At 68.6% G+C, this 17,529-nt stretch carries 15 protein-coding genes; 10 read left to right on the forward strand and 5 right to left on the reverse strand.

Going from position 1 to position 17,529, the window contains the following annotated elements:
• Positions 1-76: 76 nt before the first annotated feature.
• From LZD57_RS17955 to LZD57_RS17965, 3 genes are all read right to left on the reverse strand, one after another.
• Complete coding sequence (locus LZD57_RS17955) at positions 77-2,584, reverse strand: cation:proton antiporter (protein WP_233720864.1); 2,508 nt, start codon at positions 2,582-2,584, stop codon at positions 77-79.
• A gap of 115 nt (positions 2,585-2,699) precedes the next feature.
• Entirely contained in the window at positions 2,700-3,710 is a 1,011-nt protein-coding gene (locus tag LZD57_RS17960) for a P1 family peptidase (protein WP_233720865.1), read from the reverse strand.
• Positions 3,711-3,720: 10 nt separating this feature from the next.
• Entirely contained in the window at positions 3,721-4,836 is a 1,116-nt protein-coding gene (locus LZD57_RS17965; protein ID WP_233720866.1) for an ABC transporter substrate-binding protein, read from the reverse strand.
• A 205-nt stretch (positions 4,837-5,041) separates the two neighbouring features.
• Here LZD57_RS17965 and LZD57_RS17970 point away from each other — a divergent pair, with 205 nt between their 5' ends.
• The 9 genes from LZD57_RS17970 to LZD57_RS24180 all read left to right on the forward strand — a co-directional run bounded on the left by LZD57_RS17970 (position 5,042) and on the right by LZD57_RS24180 (position 13,248).
• On the forward strand, positions 5,042-5,545 hold the full coding sequence (locus LZD57_RS17970; RefSeq protein ID WP_338034718.1) for a flavin reductase: 504 nt from the start codon (positions 5,042-5,044) through the stop codon (positions 5,543-5,545).
• Positions 5,546-5,577: 32 nt separating this feature from the next.
• Entirely contained in the window at positions 5,578-6,492 is a 915-nt protein-coding gene (locus LZD57_RS17975; protein WP_233720867.1) for an AAA family ATPase, read from the forward strand.
• Between the two features lie 4 nt (positions 6,493-6,496).
• Complete coding sequence (locus tag LZD57_RS17980; RefSeq protein ID WP_233720999.1) at positions 6,497-7,756, forward strand: vWA domain-containing protein; 1,260 nt, start codon at positions 6,497-6,499, stop codon at positions 7,754-7,756.
• 275 nt (positions 7,757-8,031) lie between these two features.
• Positions 8,032-8,361 (forward strand): XdhC family protein, encoded by a 330-nt coding sequence (locus tag LZD57_RS17985; RefSeq protein WP_233720868.1) that lies wholly within the window; start codon positions 8,032-8,034, stop codon positions 8,359-8,361.
• The gene (locus LZD57_RS17990; RefSeq protein WP_233720869.1) at positions 8,361-9,077 is read left to right on the forward strand and encodes an XdhC family protein; all 717 of its coding nucleotides are present in this window, start codon (positions 8,361-8,363) and stop codon (positions 9,075-9,077) included. Before LZD57_RS17985 ends, LZD57_RS17990 begins: the two co-directional genes overlap by 1 nt.
• The gene (locus LZD57_RS17995; RefSeq protein WP_233720870.1) at positions 9,074-10,684 is read left to right on the forward strand and encodes an NTP transferase domain-containing protein; all 1,611 of its coding nucleotides are present in this window, start codon (positions 9,074-9,076) and stop codon (positions 10,682-10,684) included. Before LZD57_RS17990 ends, LZD57_RS17995 begins: the two co-directional genes overlap by 4 nt.
• 182 nt (positions 10,685-10,866) lie before the next feature.
• Positions 10,867-11,502: a DedA family protein gene (locus LZD57_RS18000; RefSeq protein WP_233720871.1), complete on the forward strand. Its 636-nt coding sequence runs from the start codon at positions 10,867-10,869 to the stop codon at positions 11,500-11,502.
• Between the two features lie 79 nt (positions 11,503-11,581).
• Positions 11,582-12,193, forward strand: coding sequence for an MOSC domain-containing protein (locus LZD57_RS18005; protein WP_233720872.1), 612 nt, complete (start codon positions 11,582-11,584; stop codon positions 12,191-12,193).
• Complete coding sequence (locus LZD57_RS24180) at positions 12,190-13,248, forward strand: FUSC family protein (protein WP_233720873.1); 1,059 nt, start codon at positions 12,190-12,192, stop codon at positions 13,246-13,248. The genes LZD57_RS18005 and LZD57_RS24180 overlap by 4 nt, the downstream gene beginning before the upstream one ends.
• 27 nt (positions 13,249-13,275) lie before the next feature.
• Here LZD57_RS24180 and LZD57_RS18015 read toward each other — a convergent pair whose 3' ends face one another.
• Entirely contained in the window at positions 13,276-14,838 is a 1,563-nt protein-coding gene (locus LZD57_RS18015; RefSeq protein WP_233720874.1) for a gamma-glutamyltransferase, read from the reverse strand.
• Between the two features lie 76 nt (positions 14,839-14,914).
• A complete protein-coding gene (locus LZD57_RS18020; RefSeq protein WP_233720875.1) occupies positions 14,915-15,676 on the reverse strand; it encodes an IclR family transcriptional regulator in 762 nt (253 codons plus the stop codon).
• A 151-nt stretch (positions 15,677-15,827) separates the two neighbouring features.
• Between LZD57_RS18020 and LZD57_RS18025 the strand changes: the two genes are divergently transcribed.
• A complete protein-coding gene (locus tag LZD57_RS18025; protein WP_233720876.1) occupies positions 15,828-17,444 on the forward strand; it encodes an ABC transporter substrate-binding protein in 1,617 nt (538 codons plus the stop codon).
• Positions 17,445-17,529: the final 85 nt, after the last annotated feature.

The raw sequence follows: 17,529 nt of genomic DNA on the forward strand, positions 1-17,529 counted from the left end.
CGCGTCGCGCATTCCGAAGTCCGCCGCGCCGGACGGCGTCATCGCGACGTAAACGCGAAAATCTGCGTCGGCCGCCTCAGACCGTCTCTCTGCCGACGGAGGCGACCTCGGGGCCGGTCATCTGGTTCTCGTCCATCCGCGCCCGGGCGACCGCCTCGATCTTGGCCCGCAGATCCGGGTGGCGGGCGAGGAACTGGGCGAAATCCTGGGCCGAAAGACGCAAGAGCGACGAATAGGCGATGGCCCGGACGTCCGCCTGCCGGCGGATGTCGAAGATCAGCGCCAGTTCGCCGAAGATGTCGCCGCTGCCGAGCCGCACCTTCACCGCTCCGCGTTCGACTTCCACCGCGCCCGAAGCGATGAAATAGGCGGCGTCGCCGATCTGGCCGGTCCTGATCAGGGGCATGCCCGGCGGCGCGAAATGCGGCCTCAGATGCCGGGCCAGCTCGGCCTTGTTGCGATCGTCGAGATCGGCGAAGAGGTCGCAGCGGGCGATGAGGCTCGTGGTGTCGAGCCCGAGGTCGAGCTCGGGGCGCACCGTTTCGGCCGCTCGCCGTCGGTCGAGCCCTTTCAGGACGTGGCTTTCGACCTCGGCGTTGATGACGCCCGAGCTGCGCAGCCGCTCGATCTCGCTTGCCTTGAAGGCATGGATCGAGCGGGCGATGATCGTTCGCTCCAGCCTGGCGACATAGGCGGGATATTGCAGCCGGATCGCCGCGATCTCCCGCTCGACGATGCTCTGGCGATCCTTCAGCGCGGCGATCGCCTCGTCGGTGGGGTGCGCGCCGAGCACCGGCCGCAACTCGGCTTCGGCGAAGGGGATCAGCCGGTCGATGACGAGAGAAATCTCCGCCAGCCGCTCGAACCGGTCGGCGAGGCGCTTCGACAGGAGACGGCTGGAGCCGAGCCTGCGCTGCAGGAAGAGGCTGAGCCGGTCGAGCCGGTCAAAACCGACCTCGGCCCTGTTGGCCTGCGCATAGCCGGCTCTGCCGTCGGCGCGGATCAGGTCGAGCCGCCGCCGCGCCTCCGCCGCCAGTTCGCGGGCGATCGCCGGGGAAATCTTGCCCTCGGTGAAATGGGCGAGCACGATCTCCCGCTGGCGGTTCGACAGGGTGATCAGCGCCAGTCGCAGCTTTTCCTCCTCGACGAGGTTCGACGTCGAGGTGACCGGGTCGACTGCGAGTTCCAGGCCGTCGTCGATGCCTTCCTTCTGCGCTGCCGTGCGGAAGCGGCGCGCCATCGAATGGGCGAGCCTCTGGACCTTCTCGGACGTCGCCGACAGGGCGAGATCGCGGATCGCCCGATCGACGCGGGAGAGGACGTCGAGCCGCAGCCGTTGGATGAGCGGTCGTAGGGTGGTGCCCTGAACGAACAGCGTCATCAGCGTGTAGCCCGTCGCGATCGTCGCGACGAAGGCTGCGACCGGCCGCGGGATCGCCGGGTTCTCGGTCACCGCGAGGGCGAGAGCGAGCGTCATCGAGCCGCGCAGACCGCCCCAGATCATCACCACCGCATAAGAGCGCGAGACACCGTCATAGAGCCCGAACCGCGCGAGCAGCGGGAAGCAACCGAAGATCACGACGGCGCGTGCCACCAGCGTCGCGACGAAGACGACGAGGAGCAGCAAGAGGTCGTAGGGCGTCGCATCGGCGACGAGGCGCGGCACCAGGAGCGACGTCATCACGAAGATGAGGATCGCCGAGCAGGAGGCGAGCTGTTCCCAGGTGTCGTTGAGGTGCCGCCAGGTGCCGCCGGCGATCCGCCCGGGGGCAAAGGTCGCCAGCGTCACGCCCGCCGAGACGACGGCGATGACACCGGAGACCTCGAAGGCTTCCTCGGCCAGCCAGTAGGCGAGATAGGGCACGGCGAGGCTGAGCGAGACGAAGGCGATGCGGTCGTCGGCCAGGGATCGGGACAAGGCCAGAAAGGCCTGCGCCACCAGCCAGCCGACGACCGCGCCGCCGAGCGGCAGGAGGACGAGGCTGGCGGCGATGCCGAAAGCCGACAGCGAGCCGGGAGCCGTCAGCGCCATGGTGAAGATCAGGAACAGCGAGATCGCCGCCGCGTCGTTGAACAGGCTTTCGCCCTCGACGAGCCTCGTCAGCCGCTCCGGCGCGCCGACTTCGCGGAAGATCGCGATGACGGCGACGGGGTCGGTCGTCGCGATCAGCGAGGCGACGAGCAGGCAGGCCAGCAGCGGCATGCCGGCGAGCGGCCAGAGCGCCAGAGCGGCGCCGAAGGTGGCGACGACGACGGCGCCGAGGGCGAGGATGAGGATCGGGACGAAATCCTCCCGGATCCGATGCATGTCGACGCCGAGGGAGCCCTGAAAAATCAGCGTCGGCAGGAAGACGTAGAGGAAGAGATGCGAGCCGATCGGGAGATTGAGCACCTGCTCGGAGAATTCTTCCGGAAACAGCGAGCCGGGATTGGCGAGCGAGTAGAGGCAGAGGCTGCCGAGCGCCAGGCCGCCACCGGCGAGCACGATCGACATCGGCAATCGCAGCCAGCGCGCGACCGGCCGGGCGAGCGATCCGAGGGCGATGACGATCGCGACGAGCGCGACGATGGTGGTAATCGACATGGCAACGACGCTTCAGACGGGCACGATCACCTGCTTTGGCGGGAAGTCGGCCGAAAGACAATGCTTCGTCGGCATGAGTTTGAAGCAAAAGCCATGCAGGGCGCCCGAAGGTCGGTCAGTCGTCGGGAGCGCTCCAGACCGGCAGCAGGTCTCCCGGCTCTGACCTTGCGGCATGAACGCCCCGGGCGATCGCCCGCGCCACGACCGCGGCGGCGGCGGCCCCGAGATCGATCGCGTCCGGGCCGGCCGGATCGACGGCGACGCCGGAACGGCCCGTCGCGACGGCGAAGACGAGGTCGCCGTCGAAATTGGTGTGCGACGGCCAGATCGCCCGAGCGAACCCGTCATGGCCGGCGACGGCGAGGCGTCTGGCCGCCGCCTTGTCGACGACCGCGTCGGTGGCGACGATGCCGATCGTGGTGTTCGTCCCGGGCTTGGGGCCCAATTTCGTCTTCGGCTGGCTCGCGTCGGCGGGCAAAGGCGAGGGCAGGCCGAGGCCGCCGAATTCGCCGTCGATTTCGAAGGGCGCCGCCCAGAAATGCCGGGTATCGCCGATCGTGACCGAACCGACGGCGTTGACGGCGACCAGCGCCCCGACGGTGACGCCGTTTTCGAGCCGGACCGAGGCCGAGCCGATGCCGCCCTTCAGCGTCGCCGTCGTGCAGCCGATCCCGGCGCCGGCGGTGCCGAGGGCGAAGTCTTCCGCGGCGGCCTCCGCGGCCGCGAAGCCGAAGTCGCGATAGGGCGGGTGCAGCCCCCAGTCCTTGTCGCCGCCATTGGCGAGGTCGAAGAGGATCGCGGCCGGAACGATCGGCACGGCGAAGCCCGCGACGGCAAAGCCCCGACCTTGGCGGCGCAGGAAGGACTGGACGCCGGACGCCGCATCGAGGCCGAAGGCCGAGCCGCCGGAGAGGACGAGCGCGTCGACGCCGGAAACGAGCCTGTCGGGCGCGAGAAGATCCGTCTCGCGCGTGCCCGGCGCGCCGCCGAGGACCGCGACGGAGGCCGTCGACGCTTCGTCCAGGAGAAGGACGGTCGCGCCGCTCTTCAGCTTCGCATCACCGGCATGACCGACCTTGACGCCGCCAACGTCGGTGATGAGGTTTCGCGGTCCAGGGCGCGACATCGTCACCGGCTCAGCCGCCGGTCTCGTCGACGAATTCGTCGCCGCGCCACTCGTAGACGCGGAAGAGGTCGAGGTCCCCGTCGCCCTCGGCGTCGAACGTCACCGGTCCGAGGCCGGTCTGGAAGGTCGTCGTGGAGAGGACCTGGCCGAGCGGCTCGCCCGTCTGCTTCGCGTCGTCGATCGCGGTGGCGGCGATCTGGCCCGCCACATAGGCCGCGCCGAAATGGCCTTGCGGCGGCAGATGACCCGCGTCCGCGTCGCCTTCCTTTCCCTCGGCCGGCGGACCTTGCGGCTCGAGTTCGGGAAAGCTCGTCTTCGGGCCGATGGCGACGATCCCTGCCGGCAGCGGTGCGTCGGTGCTGGCTTCGTCGAACAGCGTTTCCGAGCCGACGATCGAAAGGTCGAGGCCGAGTTCCCTGGCGTCCCGGGCGATGATCGCGATGTCCGGCCGGTCGCCGGCGATGAAGAAGCGGGTGACGCCGGTGCGCTCGAGCCGCCTTGCGAGGCCGAACTGCTTTTCCTCGGCCGGTCGGAAGTTGTCGGCGGTCTGGGGCTGCAGCCCCTCGTCGCCGAGCCGGCGGCGCACGGCGTCCGTCAGGCCGCGCGCGGCGATCGTGCCGTCGTCGACGAGACCGAAGGGCTGGTCGGCCCAGCGGGCGGCGATGTAGAGCGCGACGGCCGCCGCCTCGGCCTCCGATCGCGGCGCCAGCCGGTAGACCAGAAAGCCCGTGCGCTCCTTGTCGTCGGTGAGGCGACTGGCCCTGACGCCGACGTCGATCGTCGGGATGTTCGCGTCCTTCAGGATCGGCAGGGCGGCTTCGATCGCCTCGACGCAGAGAAAGCCGACCACCACGTTTGCCTTCTCGGCGACGAACTTCTGCGCTGCCGCCGCACCCCCCTCGGCCGAACAGGACGTGTCGGAGAGGACGGTTCTCGGCGCACCGTTTCGCTCGCCGAGCGCCGCGGCGATACCATCGGCCACCTGCCGACCGAGGATCTCCTGAGAATCCGACAGCGGCGCGGCGATGCCGATCACCGGTTCCGCCGTCGGGGCGGGTGCGCCATCCTGCGCCATGGCCGGCAGGGCTGCGAGAAGGAGCGGGGCGAAGACTGCGAGTGCGCGCATGGCGGTCTCATAACGATTTCGTTCGAGGTTGGAAATGATGCCGCGGCCGTGCCAGACTTCAAACGAGCGACTCCCTCCGGCGGGCGGTCCACCGGATTGCCTTTCGATCTGCGAAGAGCCGAGGCTGCGCTCCGGCGGCATCCACCCTATGTATCGGCCCATGAACTTCAACCGTGCCCTTCCGATGACCGAGGATCGACGATCGTTGCAGTCCGGCCGGACCGACCCCGGCGCGTTTCGCGAGGCGATGACGCGCTTTGCCGCCGCGGTGAACGTGGTCACGACCGACGGCGCGTCCGGCCGGCGCGGCGTGACGGTGACGTCCGCCTGTTCGGTCTCCGACGATCCGGCGACCCTGCTCGTCTGCCTCAACCTGTCGAGCCCGGACAATGCCTGGTTCGAGGAGAACGGCGTGTTTGCCGTCAATCTGCTTTCGGCCGGCGACGAGGCGCTGGCGCGGGCGTTTGCCGGCGAAGACAAGCTCTCGCAGCCCGAGCGCTTCGCCCGCGGCGAATGGTCGAAGGGCGAGACCGGCGCGCCGCTGCTCGATACGGCCCTCGTCAGCTTCGACTGCCGGCTGATCGACGCCCGGGTGATCGCCACCCACAAGGTGCTGATCGGCGAGGTTGCCGGCTTGAGGGCCAGCGACGCGGGCTCGGGGCTGATTTATCTCGGCCGCGGTTTCCGCACGCTCGGCGGCGGAGAGTAAGCCGGTGCGATTGCCAGCGTGAAAGGACGACCGTGACGAAACTTCCTGCCTCGATCGACGAGACGGCAACGCTTCTCGACCGCGCCGACTATCTGGCGGACCGGCCGTTGGCGACCGTGCTGTTCCTCGCGCTCAAGATGGGGCGGCCTCTGTTCCTCGAGGGCGAGGCCGGCGTCGGCAAGACGGAGATCGCCAAGGTCCTTGCGCAGGCCCTCGACCGGCCGTTGATCCGCCTGCAGTGTTACGAGGGGCTCGACGTCTCCTCGGCACTCTACGAATGGAACTATGCGGCGCAGATGATCGAGATCCGCCTCGCCGAGGCGAGCGGCGATACGGCGCGCGACGCCATGCGCTCGGAGATCTTCTCCGAACGCTTCCTGATCCGCCGGCCGATCCTCCAGGCGCTGGAGGCCGTGCCCGGCCGCACGCCGGTGCTGCTGATCGACGAACTCGACCGCACCGACGAAGCCTTCGAGGCGTTTCTTCTGGAGATTCTCTCGGACAACCAGGTGACGATCCCCGAACTCGGCACGGTCAAGGCCGAGGAGCCGCCGATCGTCATCATCACCACCAACCGCACGCGCGAGATCCACGACGCCTTGAAACGCCGCTGCCTCTATCACTGGGTGGACTATCCGAAAGCGGAGCGCGAACTCGCCATCGTCCGGCGCAAGGCGCCGCGCGCCAACGAAGACCTCGCGGCCGAGCTCGTCGGCTTCGTCCAGAAGCTTCGGTCGATCGACCTCTTCAAGGCGCCGGGCGTCGCCGAGACGATCGACTGGGCGAATGCCCTGACCGAACTCAATGCCGTCGCCCTCGACCCGGCCCATATTTCCGACACGCTCGGCGTTCTGCTGAAATATCAGGACGACATCGAGCGGCTGCAGACCGGCGAGAGCAAGAAGATCCTCGACGAGGTGAAGCGTGAGCTTCGCGCGGCCGGCTGAACCGATGGCGGGCGACGTCGAGGCACCGGCGAAGGCCGACCCGCAGGGGCGGCTCGCCGACAACATCGCCTATTTCGCGCGGGCGCTGCGCCGCGCCGGGCTGAAGCTCGGCCCCTCCGCCACCCTCGACGCCATCGCCGCGGTGAAGGTCGCCGGACTGACTTCCCGCGACGACTTCTACTGGACGCTGCATGCGACGCTCGTCTCGCGGCGCGAGGACGAGGCGGTGTTTGCCGAGGCCTTCCGGCTGTTCTGGCGCTCGCGCGAACTGATCGAGAAGATGATCGCGATGTTCTCGCCGACGGCGCCGCCGCGCGAGAGCGAGCGGGAGAAGAAACGGGCCGGCGAGGACCGGGCGGCCGAGGGCCTGTTCGAAGGCGCCGGAAACCGCGTGACGCGGCAGGAGCGGCCGATCGTCGAGATCGACGCGAGCCTGACGGTTTCCGGCGACGAGGTGTTCCGGCAGAAGGATTTCGCCCAGATGTCGGTCGCCGAGCTCGCCGAGGCGAGGCGCGCCATCGCCGCGCTCCGGCTTCCCCAGGACGAGGTGAAGACCCGCCGCTTCAGGCTCGATGCCCGCGGCCGAAGGATCGACGCGCGCGCGACCATGCGGGCCTCGATGAGGACCGGCGGCGATCTCGTCCTGCCGAAGTTCTCCTCGCCGAGAACGCGTCACCCGCCGGTGGTGGTGATCGCCGACATTTCCGGCTCGATGAGCCAGTACACGCGGATATTTTTGCACTTTCTGCACGCGCTGACCGACGAACGGCGGCGGGTGCACACGTTTCTCTTCGGGACGCGGCTGACCAACGTCACCCGGCAGATGCGCCGCAAGGACCCGGACGAAGCGCTGGAGGAATGCGCCGGCGCGGTGAAGGACTGGTCCGGCGGCACCCGCATCGGCGAGGCGATCGGCGCCTTCAACCGGGTCTGGTCTCGGCGGGTGCTCGGGCAGGGGGCGATCGTCATCCTCATCACCGACGGGCTGGAGCGCGACAGCGTCGAGGATCTCGAAAAGCAGATGGAGCGGCTGCACAAATCCTGCCGCCGGCTGGTCTGGCTGAATCCGCTGCTGCGCTACGATGGATTTTCGGCCAAGGCGCGGGGTGTCCGGGCGATGCTGCCCCATGTCGACGAGTTCCGCTCCGTCCATTCCCTGGATGCGATGCGGGCGCTCTGCGAGGCGCTTTCCAGCGCCCGTCCGGCGGCCGAAACCGACCCGCGGCTCTGGCTGAAGGACGATCGGATCGTCGCGGCGGCGTGAGGCCTTGCCGAGGCCGGGGCTGGGGGCGACATATGGGCTGAATGGGAGCGCCCCGTCGACCCCCCTCTGCCTGCCGGCATCTCCCCCACAAGGGGGGAGATCGATTATCGGAGCCGTCCTCGCCTTCTTTGTCGTTGACCGATCAAAGACTGGCGGCGTCGTTGAACAAGTTCCGATCTCCCCCCTTGTGGGGGAGATGTCCGGTAGGACAGAGGGGGCGCGAAGGGCGCAGAGCGTACCGAGCGATACGCCGCAACGAGATTGCGAGGATTGCCATGTCCGAAACTGTCACCGAACTCGACGTCCTGAAGACGGCTGAACGCTGGGCAGGCGAGGGCCGCTCGATGGCGCTCGCCACCGTCGTGGAAACCTGGGGTTCGGCCCCGCGCCCGACCGGCAGCCACCTCGTCATCGACGCGGAGGGGAACTTCGAAGGCTCGGTCTCCGGCGGCTGTGTCGAGGGGGCGGTCGTGTCCGAGGCGATCGACGTCATCGAGGCCGGCGAGCCACGGATGCTAGAATTCGGCGTCGCCGACGAGACGGCCTGGCGGGTGGGGCTTTCCTGCGGCGGGCGCATCCGCGTCTATGTCGAAAAGGTGAACTGATGGACCGCAGCCTTCTCGCCGCGCTGAACGCGGAGCGGGCCGCCCGCCGCGCGGCCGTGGTGGTGACCGACTTCGCCTCCGGCCGGCAGCGTCTGGTGCGCGAGGCCGAGGTCGGCGCCGATCCGCTGGCCGCCGAGGTGGAAAAGGCGATCCGCTCCGGCAAGTCCGGCATCGCCGCGACGAGCGAGGGCGAAGTCTTTCTCAACGCCCATCTGCCGCCGGCCCGGATCGTCTCGATCGGCGCCGTCCACATCAGCCAGGCACTGGCGCCGATGGCGAAGATCGCCGGCTTCGACTTCGAGATCATCGACCCGCGCACGGCTTTCGCCAGCGAGGAGCGCTTTCCGGGCGCGATCCTTCATGCCGAGTGGCCCGAGACCGTCCTGACGGCGCGACCCTTCGATCCCTACACCGCCGTCTGCGTCATCACCCACGACCCGAAGATCGACGACTTTCCGCTGATCTCGGCCCTGAAGACGGGGTGCTTCTACGTCGGCGCGCTCGGCAGCCGGAAGACCCATGCGAAGCGGGTCGAGCGGCTGCAGGAGGCCGGCATTCCGCAATCGTCGATCGACCGGATCGAGGCACCGATCGGCGCCGACATCGGCGCGGCGACGCCGGGCGAGATCGCCGTCGCCATCCTCGCCTCGGTGATCGCCGCCTTCCGCAAGCGCAAGATGTTCGCCGATCGTCGCGGAGAGACGGAGCCTTCATGAGATTTGGCGCGGTTCCGACGAGGGAAGCAGAAGGGACGCTGCTCGCCCATTCCAAGAGTGTCGAGGGCGGCAAGATCGCCAAGGGCACCAGGCTGACGCGTGACGAGGTCGCGGCGCTGCTCGCGGCCGGCGTCGAGGAACTCGTCGTCGCCCGCCTCGACGCCGGCGATCTCACCGAGGACGAGGCGGCCGCCCGGATCGGCGGGGGGCTGGGCGGCTCGCATCTCGTCGTCGCCGACGCCGCAACCGGGCGCGTCAACGTCTTCGGCGGAGCCGCCGGGCTCTTCGTGCCCGATCGCGAGACGATCGACCGGGTGAACGCCGTCGACCCGGCGATCACGCTGGCGACCCTCGGTGAGTTCGAGCCGGTGGCGGGGGGCCGGATGGTCGCGACGGTGAAGATCATTCCGCTCGCCGTTGCGGGTGCCTCGGTGGAGAGGGTGCTCGCGATCCTCGCCGAGAAGCCGGCCTTTCGCCTGTCGCCGTTCCGTCCGCGCAAGGTCGCGCTGATCCAGACCGAACTTCCCGGCACGCGCTCCAAGATGCTGGACAAGACCCGGCGGGTGACCGAGGCGCGGCTCGCCCCGACGGGATCGGAACTCGCCGCCGAGATGCGCTGCCCGCACGAGGCGGCGGCGCTGGCCGAAGCGCTCGGCAAGACCGGCGAGGACGATCTCGTGCTGGTTTTCGGCGCCTCCGCCGTGATCGACGGAGACGACGTCATTCCCGCCGCGATCCGGATGGCCGGCGGTACGGTGGATCATCTCGGCATGCCGGTCGATCCGGGCAATCTCCTGCTGCTCGGCCGGCTGAACGGGCGGCCCGTGCTCGGTGCACCGGGCTGCGCCAGAAGTCCGAAGGAGAACGGTTTCGACTGGGTTCTCAATCGCCTGCTCGCAGATCTCGACGTATCGGGTGAAGACATCCGCAAGATGGGGGTGGGCGGGTTGTTGATGGAGATCGCTTCGCGGCCGCGGCCCCGAGAAGGCAAGCGCGACGATGCGGACGGCGACGAGCTTTCCGTCGACGTCGTGGTGCTCGCCGCCGGCCGGTCGAGCCGCATGGGCGGTCCGAACAAGCTGCTCGCCGAATTCGACGGCAAGCCGTTGATCCGCCGGACGGTGGAGACGGCGCTCGGCGCACGCAACGCCGATGCGGTCCGCGTCGTCGTCGGACACATGCGGGCGGACGTCATCGCAGCGCTGGATGGTCTGGACGTGGAGATCGTCGGAAATCCGCATTACACGGAAGGTCTCTCGTCCTCGCTGAAGGCGGGGTTCATCGCCTCGAAGGAGGCCGACGGCGTCCTCGTCATGCTGGCCGACCAGCCGCAGTTGACCTCGCAGGACGTCGACCGCCTCATCGCCTCGTTCACCGGCGAGGGCAAGGGCGCCATCGTCGCCGCCTGCGACCGGGGCGAACGCCGCAATCCCGTCGTCCTGGCAAGCCACTTCGCCCCGGCGATCGAGGCGCTGATCGGCGACGTCGGTGCGGCGCGGATCATCGCCGCCAATCCGGAGGCCCTGGTCGAGGTCGAGATCGGCTCCGCGGCGAGCCTCGACGTCGATACGCCCGAAGCGCTGGAGGCCGCGGGCGGACGGATCTGAGCCGCCTGACGATGCTGCCGATCGCGGGTGCGAGCGGCGGCCCGCCGGCGGCGGCGCGGCCGCGTTGTTCCGATCGCCCGGTCTCGATCATTCGAGAGGGAACGATGTCGCGGGGCATCGCCTTGTCGAAACGCGTCGGCTGACCGGCGCGAGGTGACAGTCGAAATGAGGAAAGCGACCCGATGGACGAATTCGTCCGCATCGTCATGGACAATCTCGGCGTGTTCGGCATCGGCCTTCTGATGCTGCTCGAAAACGTCTTTCCGCCGATCCCGTCCGAGCTGATCATGCCGCTCGCCGGCTACGAGGCCTCGACCGGGCGGATGTCGCTGTTCGCGGTCATCGCGTCCGGCACCGTCGGCTCGCTGCTCGGCGTCGTCCCCTGGTACTATGCGGGCCACTATCTCGGGGAGCGGCGGATGAAGCGGCTGGCCCTGCGATACGGGCGCTGGCTGACGCTTTCCCCCGCCGACGTCGACAAGGCCAATTCCTGGTTCCGTCGTCGTGGCGCCAGCGCCGTCCTGCTCGGTCGACTCGTGCCGACCGTGCGAACGTTGATTTCCGTACCGGCGGGGATCGCTCACATGCCGATGCCGACGTTTCTCCTGTATTCGGCCATTGGCGGGGCGATCTGGACGGCGCTCCTGACCATCGTCGGCTTTCTGCTCGGCCAGCAGTACGAACTGGTGGAGGGCTACGTCGGACCCGTCTCCAACGCCATCATCATCGCCATCGCCGCCTTCTATGTCTATCGTGTCGCGACCTTCGACACCGGCCGTCTCGAGGAGCAGCGCCGGGCGATGGAAGAAGACGGCTGACGAGGCAGATCTCCGGCCGGACTTGTTCCTTTCGGCCGCATCGGCGAAAGATTTCATCGCCTTCACCTGGAGACGCTCCATGAGCCAGACGACGCTGCCCTTCTTCGAACTGCCGGCGATGACACGGGCAAGGCGGCTGGAGGGGCGGATCGGCGGGCTCTTTCGCACCCGGGGCGAGGACTTCGAGACGGTGCGCGTGGAAAGCCTCGACCTCGGCTTCGACGGCATCGCCGGGGATCGCCACGGCGGCTTCACGCGCCGCTCCGGCGGTCGCGAGCCCTGGTACGAGCGGGGAACGGAGATGCGCAACGAGCGCCAGCTGTCGCTGCTCGCCTCCGACGAACTGGCTGCCGTCGCCGCTGCCATGGACATCGCCGAGATCAGGCCCGAATGGATCGGCGGCAATCTGCTGGTCGAGGGTATCGCCCAGCTCTCGCTGCTGCCGCCGCGAACGCTGCTGTTCTTCCGGGGCGGCGTGACGCTGAAGGTCGACGGCGACAACGCGCCCTGCCGCTTCGCCGGCCGCTCGATCGCCGAGAAGGTCGGTGGCGGCACCGACGTCGAACTCGGTTTCGTGCGGGCGGCGAGGAAGCGGCGCGGCCTGGTCGCATGGGTGGAAAAGCCCGGGACGATCGGAGAGGGCGAGGGCTTCGAGGCCCACATTCCCGAACAATGGATCTATCCGGCGTGAAAGCGCCGGCCCGGCCGAACTCTGGGCCGCCGGGCGAACCGGACGGAAGGAGCGGCGCCAAGCCCACGGCGTCGCGGCGTTTCGCCGAGGTGGTGCGGGGCACCGTCCGGGTTTCGGGGGAACCGATGCCGTGGCTTTCGGTGGCGGCGACCCTCGCTGCGGCTGCGCTTCCGCCCGTCGTCTGCGGATTTTTCTTCGGCAAGCTCGCCATCGCCGCCCTGATCGCGGCGATGTCGGCGCATCTCGCCTCGAAGGACGTGCGCTCCGGCACGGCCGGGCTGATCGTCTTTTCGACCGGACTTGCCGGTTTCGTCTGCCTCGGCAGACCGGACATGACGCTGCTCGTCGCGCCGATGGTCGGGATCGCTGCGGCCACGGCCGGGCATTACGGCTTTGCCCGCCCGGTGGTTCGCGGGCTGATCTTCTGGACGATCTTCACGAGTTCCCTGATGCCGGCCGACCGGCCCGAGGCGCTGTTTCTCGTCTATTGCCTGTCGATGATCTGGAGCCTCCTGGTCACACGTTTTGCCGGCCTCGCCGCGACGCTGCCGCCGGAAGAGGCGGCGTCGAGCCAGTATTCGGCGGTATTCGGCGCGGTTTTCGCGGTCGGCCTGGCGATCTCGGTCTATGTCGGCCAACGCCACTTCGGTGCTCACGGTTTCTGGTTTCCGCTGACCTTCGTGGCGCTCTGCCTGCCGCCGCACGGCCAGTTGTTCTCGCGCACCTTCCAGCGCGGCGTCGGGACCGTCGTCGGGACGCTGCTGCTGTTCGGCCTCGGGCAGTTGACGGCCGAGCCCTGGTGGCTCGCCCCGATCGGCGCCGTCGCGCTGCCGCTCGGCTTCCGCATCCTGCCGCAGAGCTATACCGGCTTCATCACCTGCCTGACGATCACCGTGCTGGCTTTCCTGAACATCGCCACCGACATCGACACGCTGGCCTTCGAACGGCTGGCGACGATGGCAGCGGCGGCGGTGATGATGGCTCCGCTCGCGGCGCTCGGTGCCCTGGCGCTGTGGCTGATCAAGCCGGAGGCGTTGCGGGCGCTGCAGGACTGAGGGTCCCGGGAGGCCTCGCCTCGGGCGTCAGCTCGTCGCGGCGACGGCGTCGCCCCAGGGCGAGGACGGCTCGCTCGCGCCGGAATTCACCGTGCCCTCGCGCATCACTCCGGCCGGGCAGGCGAAGGCGTAAGGAAAGGGCAGGCGCTCGGCGGTGCGGACCCGAAACTTCGCCGCAAGATGCCCCAGCGCCTCGCCCGGCACTGCCTCGTCGGCGATGATCGCCGCGCCGCCGGAGACGTCGATCCGCGGCGCATGGAAGGCGGTGTCGATGTCGTCGCCGAGCGCCAGCAGCCGGTGGGACAACTGCGCGACGGCGGGCAGGATCTTGCGCCCGCCCGACGCCCCGACCGCAAAGCGCCGGTCGCCGACCTCGCCGATCACCGGGCAGACGTTCATCAGGCAGCGGCTGCCGGGCCGGAGCGAATTCGGCCGCCCCTGTTCGGGGTCGAACCACATGATGCCGTTGTTGAGGAGAAGGCCGGTCGAGGGCGACACCACCTTCGAGCCGAAGACCGACAGGAGCGTCTGGGTCATCGCCACCATGTTGCCGTCCCGGTCGACGATCGAGAAATGGGTGGTCGAGCCGGGGGCCGCCGGGCTTTCGTGATCGCCCATCCGGACGAGGCGGTTCGCATAGGCGCCGGACAGCGCGGTCGCCATGGCGACGAGGCGCTCGCCTTCGCCGTCCGCCGGGCCGAGCGCTTCCAGGCGGGAAAACGTGTCGGCGAAGGTGGGGCCGGCGGTCAGCGTCGGGGTGACGTGGAATCGGCCGCCGAAGGCGCTGAAGGACAGCGGTTCGTCGATGGTCGCGCGATAGGCGGAGAGATCCTCGTGGCGGAGCGATCCGCCCTTGGCGGCGACGTCGGCGGCCAGCGCGCGGGCGACGTCGCCGTCATGCATTTCGCGCGGACCGTTGGCCGCGATCATCTCCAGCGTGTCGGCCATGCGGGCAAAGGGCAGCCGGACCTCGGTGAGCGCCGTCCAGGCGCCGACCGGCGGCCAGACGCCATCCTCCAGGAACAGCGCCGCCGCATCCGGATCGCGGGCGAGCGAGCGGGCCGCGGAGGCGATGACGAGGCCGGCATACCAGTCGACGGAAAGTCCCTCGCGGGCGAGGGCGGCAGCCGGCCGAACCAGGTCACGCCAGGGCATGCGTCCCCACCGTTCGTGCGCAATGCCGATGCCGTCGACGAGGCCGGGGACGGCGACGGCGGTGGCGCCTTCGAGATTGCGGTCCTCCACCACCCGCTTCCATGGAAAGAGGTCGCCGGCGACGCCATCGCCGGACAGCGGAAAGTCGTTCGGGTCGAGGGCCTGCGGCGCCCGCATGCCGTAGGAGACCGCGTAGGGCCGGGCTTCCTCCGCCCGCCAGACCATCATCGCCCCGCCGCCGGCCGGCCCGCTCATCCAGGGTTCGAGAACCCCGATGGCGAAGGAGACGGCCGTCGCGGCATCGAGAGCGTCACCACCGGCTGCCAGCACCTCGGCGCCGATCTCGGCGGCGCGGCGATGCTGCGCCGCGACGATGCCGTGCTTCGAGATCGCGGCAGGTTTGCGAACGGTCCGGGCTTTGGAAAAATTGCTCAAGGCAGGCGCTCTTCGCTCGATGGTTTCGGATGGAGCAGTTCGCTCGCGGCGGTGCCTTGCGGATCGGGACGGCGGCTCATCCGATGCCGTTGGCAGCGTCGCGCAGCCGCGGGATCACCTCTCGTTTCAGCCGGTCGCGGCTCCACAGGGTGGCGCTCACCGAGCAGTGAATGGCCCCCTCGCCGGAGCGGTCGACCGCCACGGCGACGGCGAGTTCGTTCATCTGAAGTTCGTTCTCGGCGATCGAATAGCCGGTCTCGGCGGCCTCTTCGACGAGGTCGCGCACCGTGTCGCGGCACATCACGGTATCGGGGGTGAATCTCTGCATCGGCCACTCGCGAATGCAGGCGAGCCGCTCTTCCGGGCCGCGCTGGGCGAGCATCACCCGGCCGCTCGAGGTGTTCAAAGCCGGCACCCGGCGGCCGGCGATCATCGCCGCGTAGCTCGTGCGGGCGCTCGGCAGGCGGACGGTGTAGACGATGTCGGAGCCGCTGAGGCGCGAGAAGTTGATCGTCTCGCCCAGGGTCTGCCGGAGATCGATCAGCCGGGCCATCGCCCGCTGCACGAGTTCGTCGGACCACAGATAGGCGTTGGCGAGTTCGGTCATGCGGATCGACGGGCTGAAGCGGCGCGTCGCGGAATCCTTGTCGAGATAGCCGAGCCGGTGAAAGGTCGTGGTCACCCGCTGGACGCTGCTGCGATCGAGGCCCGTCGCATGGGCGAGTTCGGTCAGTCCCATGCGCGGCCGCTCCGAGCCGAACGCCTCCAGGACCCGCATCGCCTTTTCCAGCGACGCGACGAAATGGGTGTCGCTTCGCTTGCTCGTTTCAGCCGCCATTTCGTACTGCACACTATTTGGTCATTCAAAACGGTTGACTGAATCCTAGTCGTGTTCCTACCATATCTCAATCCACAAATGATGAGCGCAATGCGCTAATCATCGCCGCTTCTTCCTGGAGCCCTTCGCTCGCTCAACCGGAGACGCTTGCATGTCCTTCCTTGCCAATGCCGCCGCCTTCCGACCGTCCCGGCTCGTCCGATCGGCCCTGCTCGCTTCCGTGGTCGCCCTGTCCGGCTTCGCCGCCGCGCCGGTCGACGCGCAGGAGATCCGCGCCGTCATGCATTCGGGCATCCGTGTGCTCGATCCGGTGATCACCACGGCGCACATCACCCGCAACCACGGCTACATGATCTACGACACGCTGCTCGGCATGGACGAGAACCTGAAGCCGCAGCCGCAGATGGCGTCGTGGGAGGTGTCCGACGACGGCCTCACCTACACCTTCACGCTGCGCGACGGGCTGAAGTGGCATGATGGCGCGCCGGTCACCTCCGCCGATGCGGTCGCCTCGCTGAAGCGCTGGGGCGAGCGCGACGGTGGCGCGCAGATGATGTTCAAGTCGGTGGAGAGTCTCGAGCCGAAGGACGACAAGACCTTCGTCCTGAAGCTGAAGGAGCCGTTCTCCTACGTGCTCGAACTGATGGCCAAGCCCTCCGGGCTTCCGACCTTCATCATGCCGGAGCGCGTCGCCAAAACGCCGGCGGGGGAGTCGATCACCGACTACACCGGTTCCGGTCCGTTCAAGTTCGTCGAGGCCGAATTCGAGCCGGGCGTGCGGGCCGTCTACGAAAAGAACGAGGACTACGTGCCGCGCGACGAGCCGCCGAGCTGGACCGCCGGCGGCAAGGTGGTCAACGTCGACCGCGTGACCTGGGTCGTCATGCCCGACATCCAGACCGCCGTGAACGCCATCAATGGCGGCGAGATCGACTTCCTCGAACAGACGCCGATCGACCTGTTGCCGCTGCTCCAGGCCAATCCGGATCTGACGGTCGAGGTCCTCAGCCCGCTCGGCTACCAGACCATGGCGCGGCTCAACTGGCTGAACCCGCCCTTCGACGACGTCAAGATCCGCCAGGCCGCGATGACCGCCCTCGGCCAGGAGCCGATCCTCGCAGCCCTCGTCGGCAATCCGGAATACATGAAGAGCTGCGGCTCGATGTATGGCTGCGGGACGCCCTTCGCGACCGATGCCGGCTCCGAGCCGATCATGTCCGGCCCGCAGCCCGAGAAGGCCAAGGCGATGCTGGAGGAAGCCGGCTACGACGGCACGCCGATCGTCCTGATGCAGCCGACCGACGTGCCTTCGATCGCCCCGCAGCCGGTCGTTGGGGCGCAGCTTCTCCGCCAGGCCGGATTCTCCGTCGACATGCAGCCGATGGACTGGCAGACGCTCGTCACCCGCCGCGCCAGTCAGGCGCCGGTCAAGGACGGCGGCTGGAACATGTTCTTCACCAACTGGATCATTCCCGAGGTCTGGAGCCCGATCAACAATCCGATGCTCAACGGCGGCGGCAAGGAAGCGGCGTGGTTCGGCTGGCCGGACGATCCGGAACTCGACGAGATGCGCACGAAGTTCGCCCAGGCAAGCGACGACGAGACGCGCAAAGAGATCGCCGCCGACATCCAGGCCCATGCCTTCGAGGTGGTGAACTACATTCCGGTCGGCGAGTACACGATCCCTTCGACCTCCCGCAAATCGCTGAGCGGCATGCTGAAAATGCCGGTGCCGGTGTTCTGGAACGTCGAGAAGGCGGCCGACTGACCGCCCGCGCCTGACCTTCGCCTCGGCCGTCCGGCGGCCGGGGCGCCTTTCCGTCGGCGCCGTGCCGACACGCCTGCCGCGAGGC

Source organism: Jiella avicenniae, from assembly GCF_021390325.1.
GTDB lineage: Bacteria > Pseudomonadota > Alphaproteobacteria > Rhizobiales > Rhizobiaceae > Jiella > Jiella avicenniae.

What these genes read in the sequence shown, in the direction of transcription:
- LZD57_RS17955 (WP_233720864.1), bottom strand. Translation starts at nt 2,584, where the DNA reads ATGTCGATTACCACCATCGTCGCGCTCGTCGCGATCGTCATCGCCCTC.
- LZD57_RS17960 (WP_233720865.1), bottom strand. Translation starts at nt 3,710, where the DNA reads ATGTCGCGCCCTGGACCGCGAAACCTCATCACCGACGTTGGCGGCGTC.
- LZD57_RS17965 (WP_233720866.1), bottom strand. Translation starts at nt 4,836, where the DNA reads ATGCGCGCACTCGCAGTCTTCGCCCCGCTCCTTCTCGCAGCCCTGCCG.
- LZD57_RS17980 (WP_233720999.1), top strand. Translation starts at nt 6,497, where the DNA reads ATGGCGGGCGACGTCGAGGCACCGGCGAAGGCCGACCCGCAGGGGCGG.
- LZD57_RS17985 (WP_233720868.1), top strand. Translation starts at nt 8,032, where the DNA reads ATGTCCGAAACTGTCACCGAACTCGACGTCCTGAAGACGGCTGAACGC.
- LZD57_RS17990 (WP_233720869.1), top strand. Translation starts at nt 8,361, where the DNA reads ATGGACCGCAGCCTTCTCGCCGCGCTGAACGCGGAGCGGGCCGCCCGC.
- LZD57_RS17995 (WP_233720870.1), top strand. Translation starts at nt 9,074, where the DNA reads ATGAGATTTGGCGCGGTTCCGACGAGGGAAGCAGAAGGGACGCTGCTC.
- LZD57_RS18000 (WP_233720871.1), top strand. Translation starts at nt 10,867, where the DNA reads ATGGACGAATTCGTCCGCATCGTCATGGACAATCTCGGCGTGTTCGGC.
- LZD57_RS18005 (WP_233720872.1), top strand. Translation starts at nt 11,582, where the DNA reads ATGAGCCAGACGACGCTGCCCTTCTTCGAACTGCCGGCGATGACACGG.
- LZD57_RS18020 (WP_233720875.1), bottom strand. Translation starts at nt 15,676, where the DNA reads ATGGCGGCTGAAACGAGCAAGCGAAGCGACACCCATTTCGTCGCGTCG.
- LZD57_RS18025 (WP_233720876.1), top strand. Translation starts at nt 15,828, where the DNA reads ATGTCCTTCCTTGCCAATGCCGCCGCCTTCCGACCGTCCCGGCTCGTC.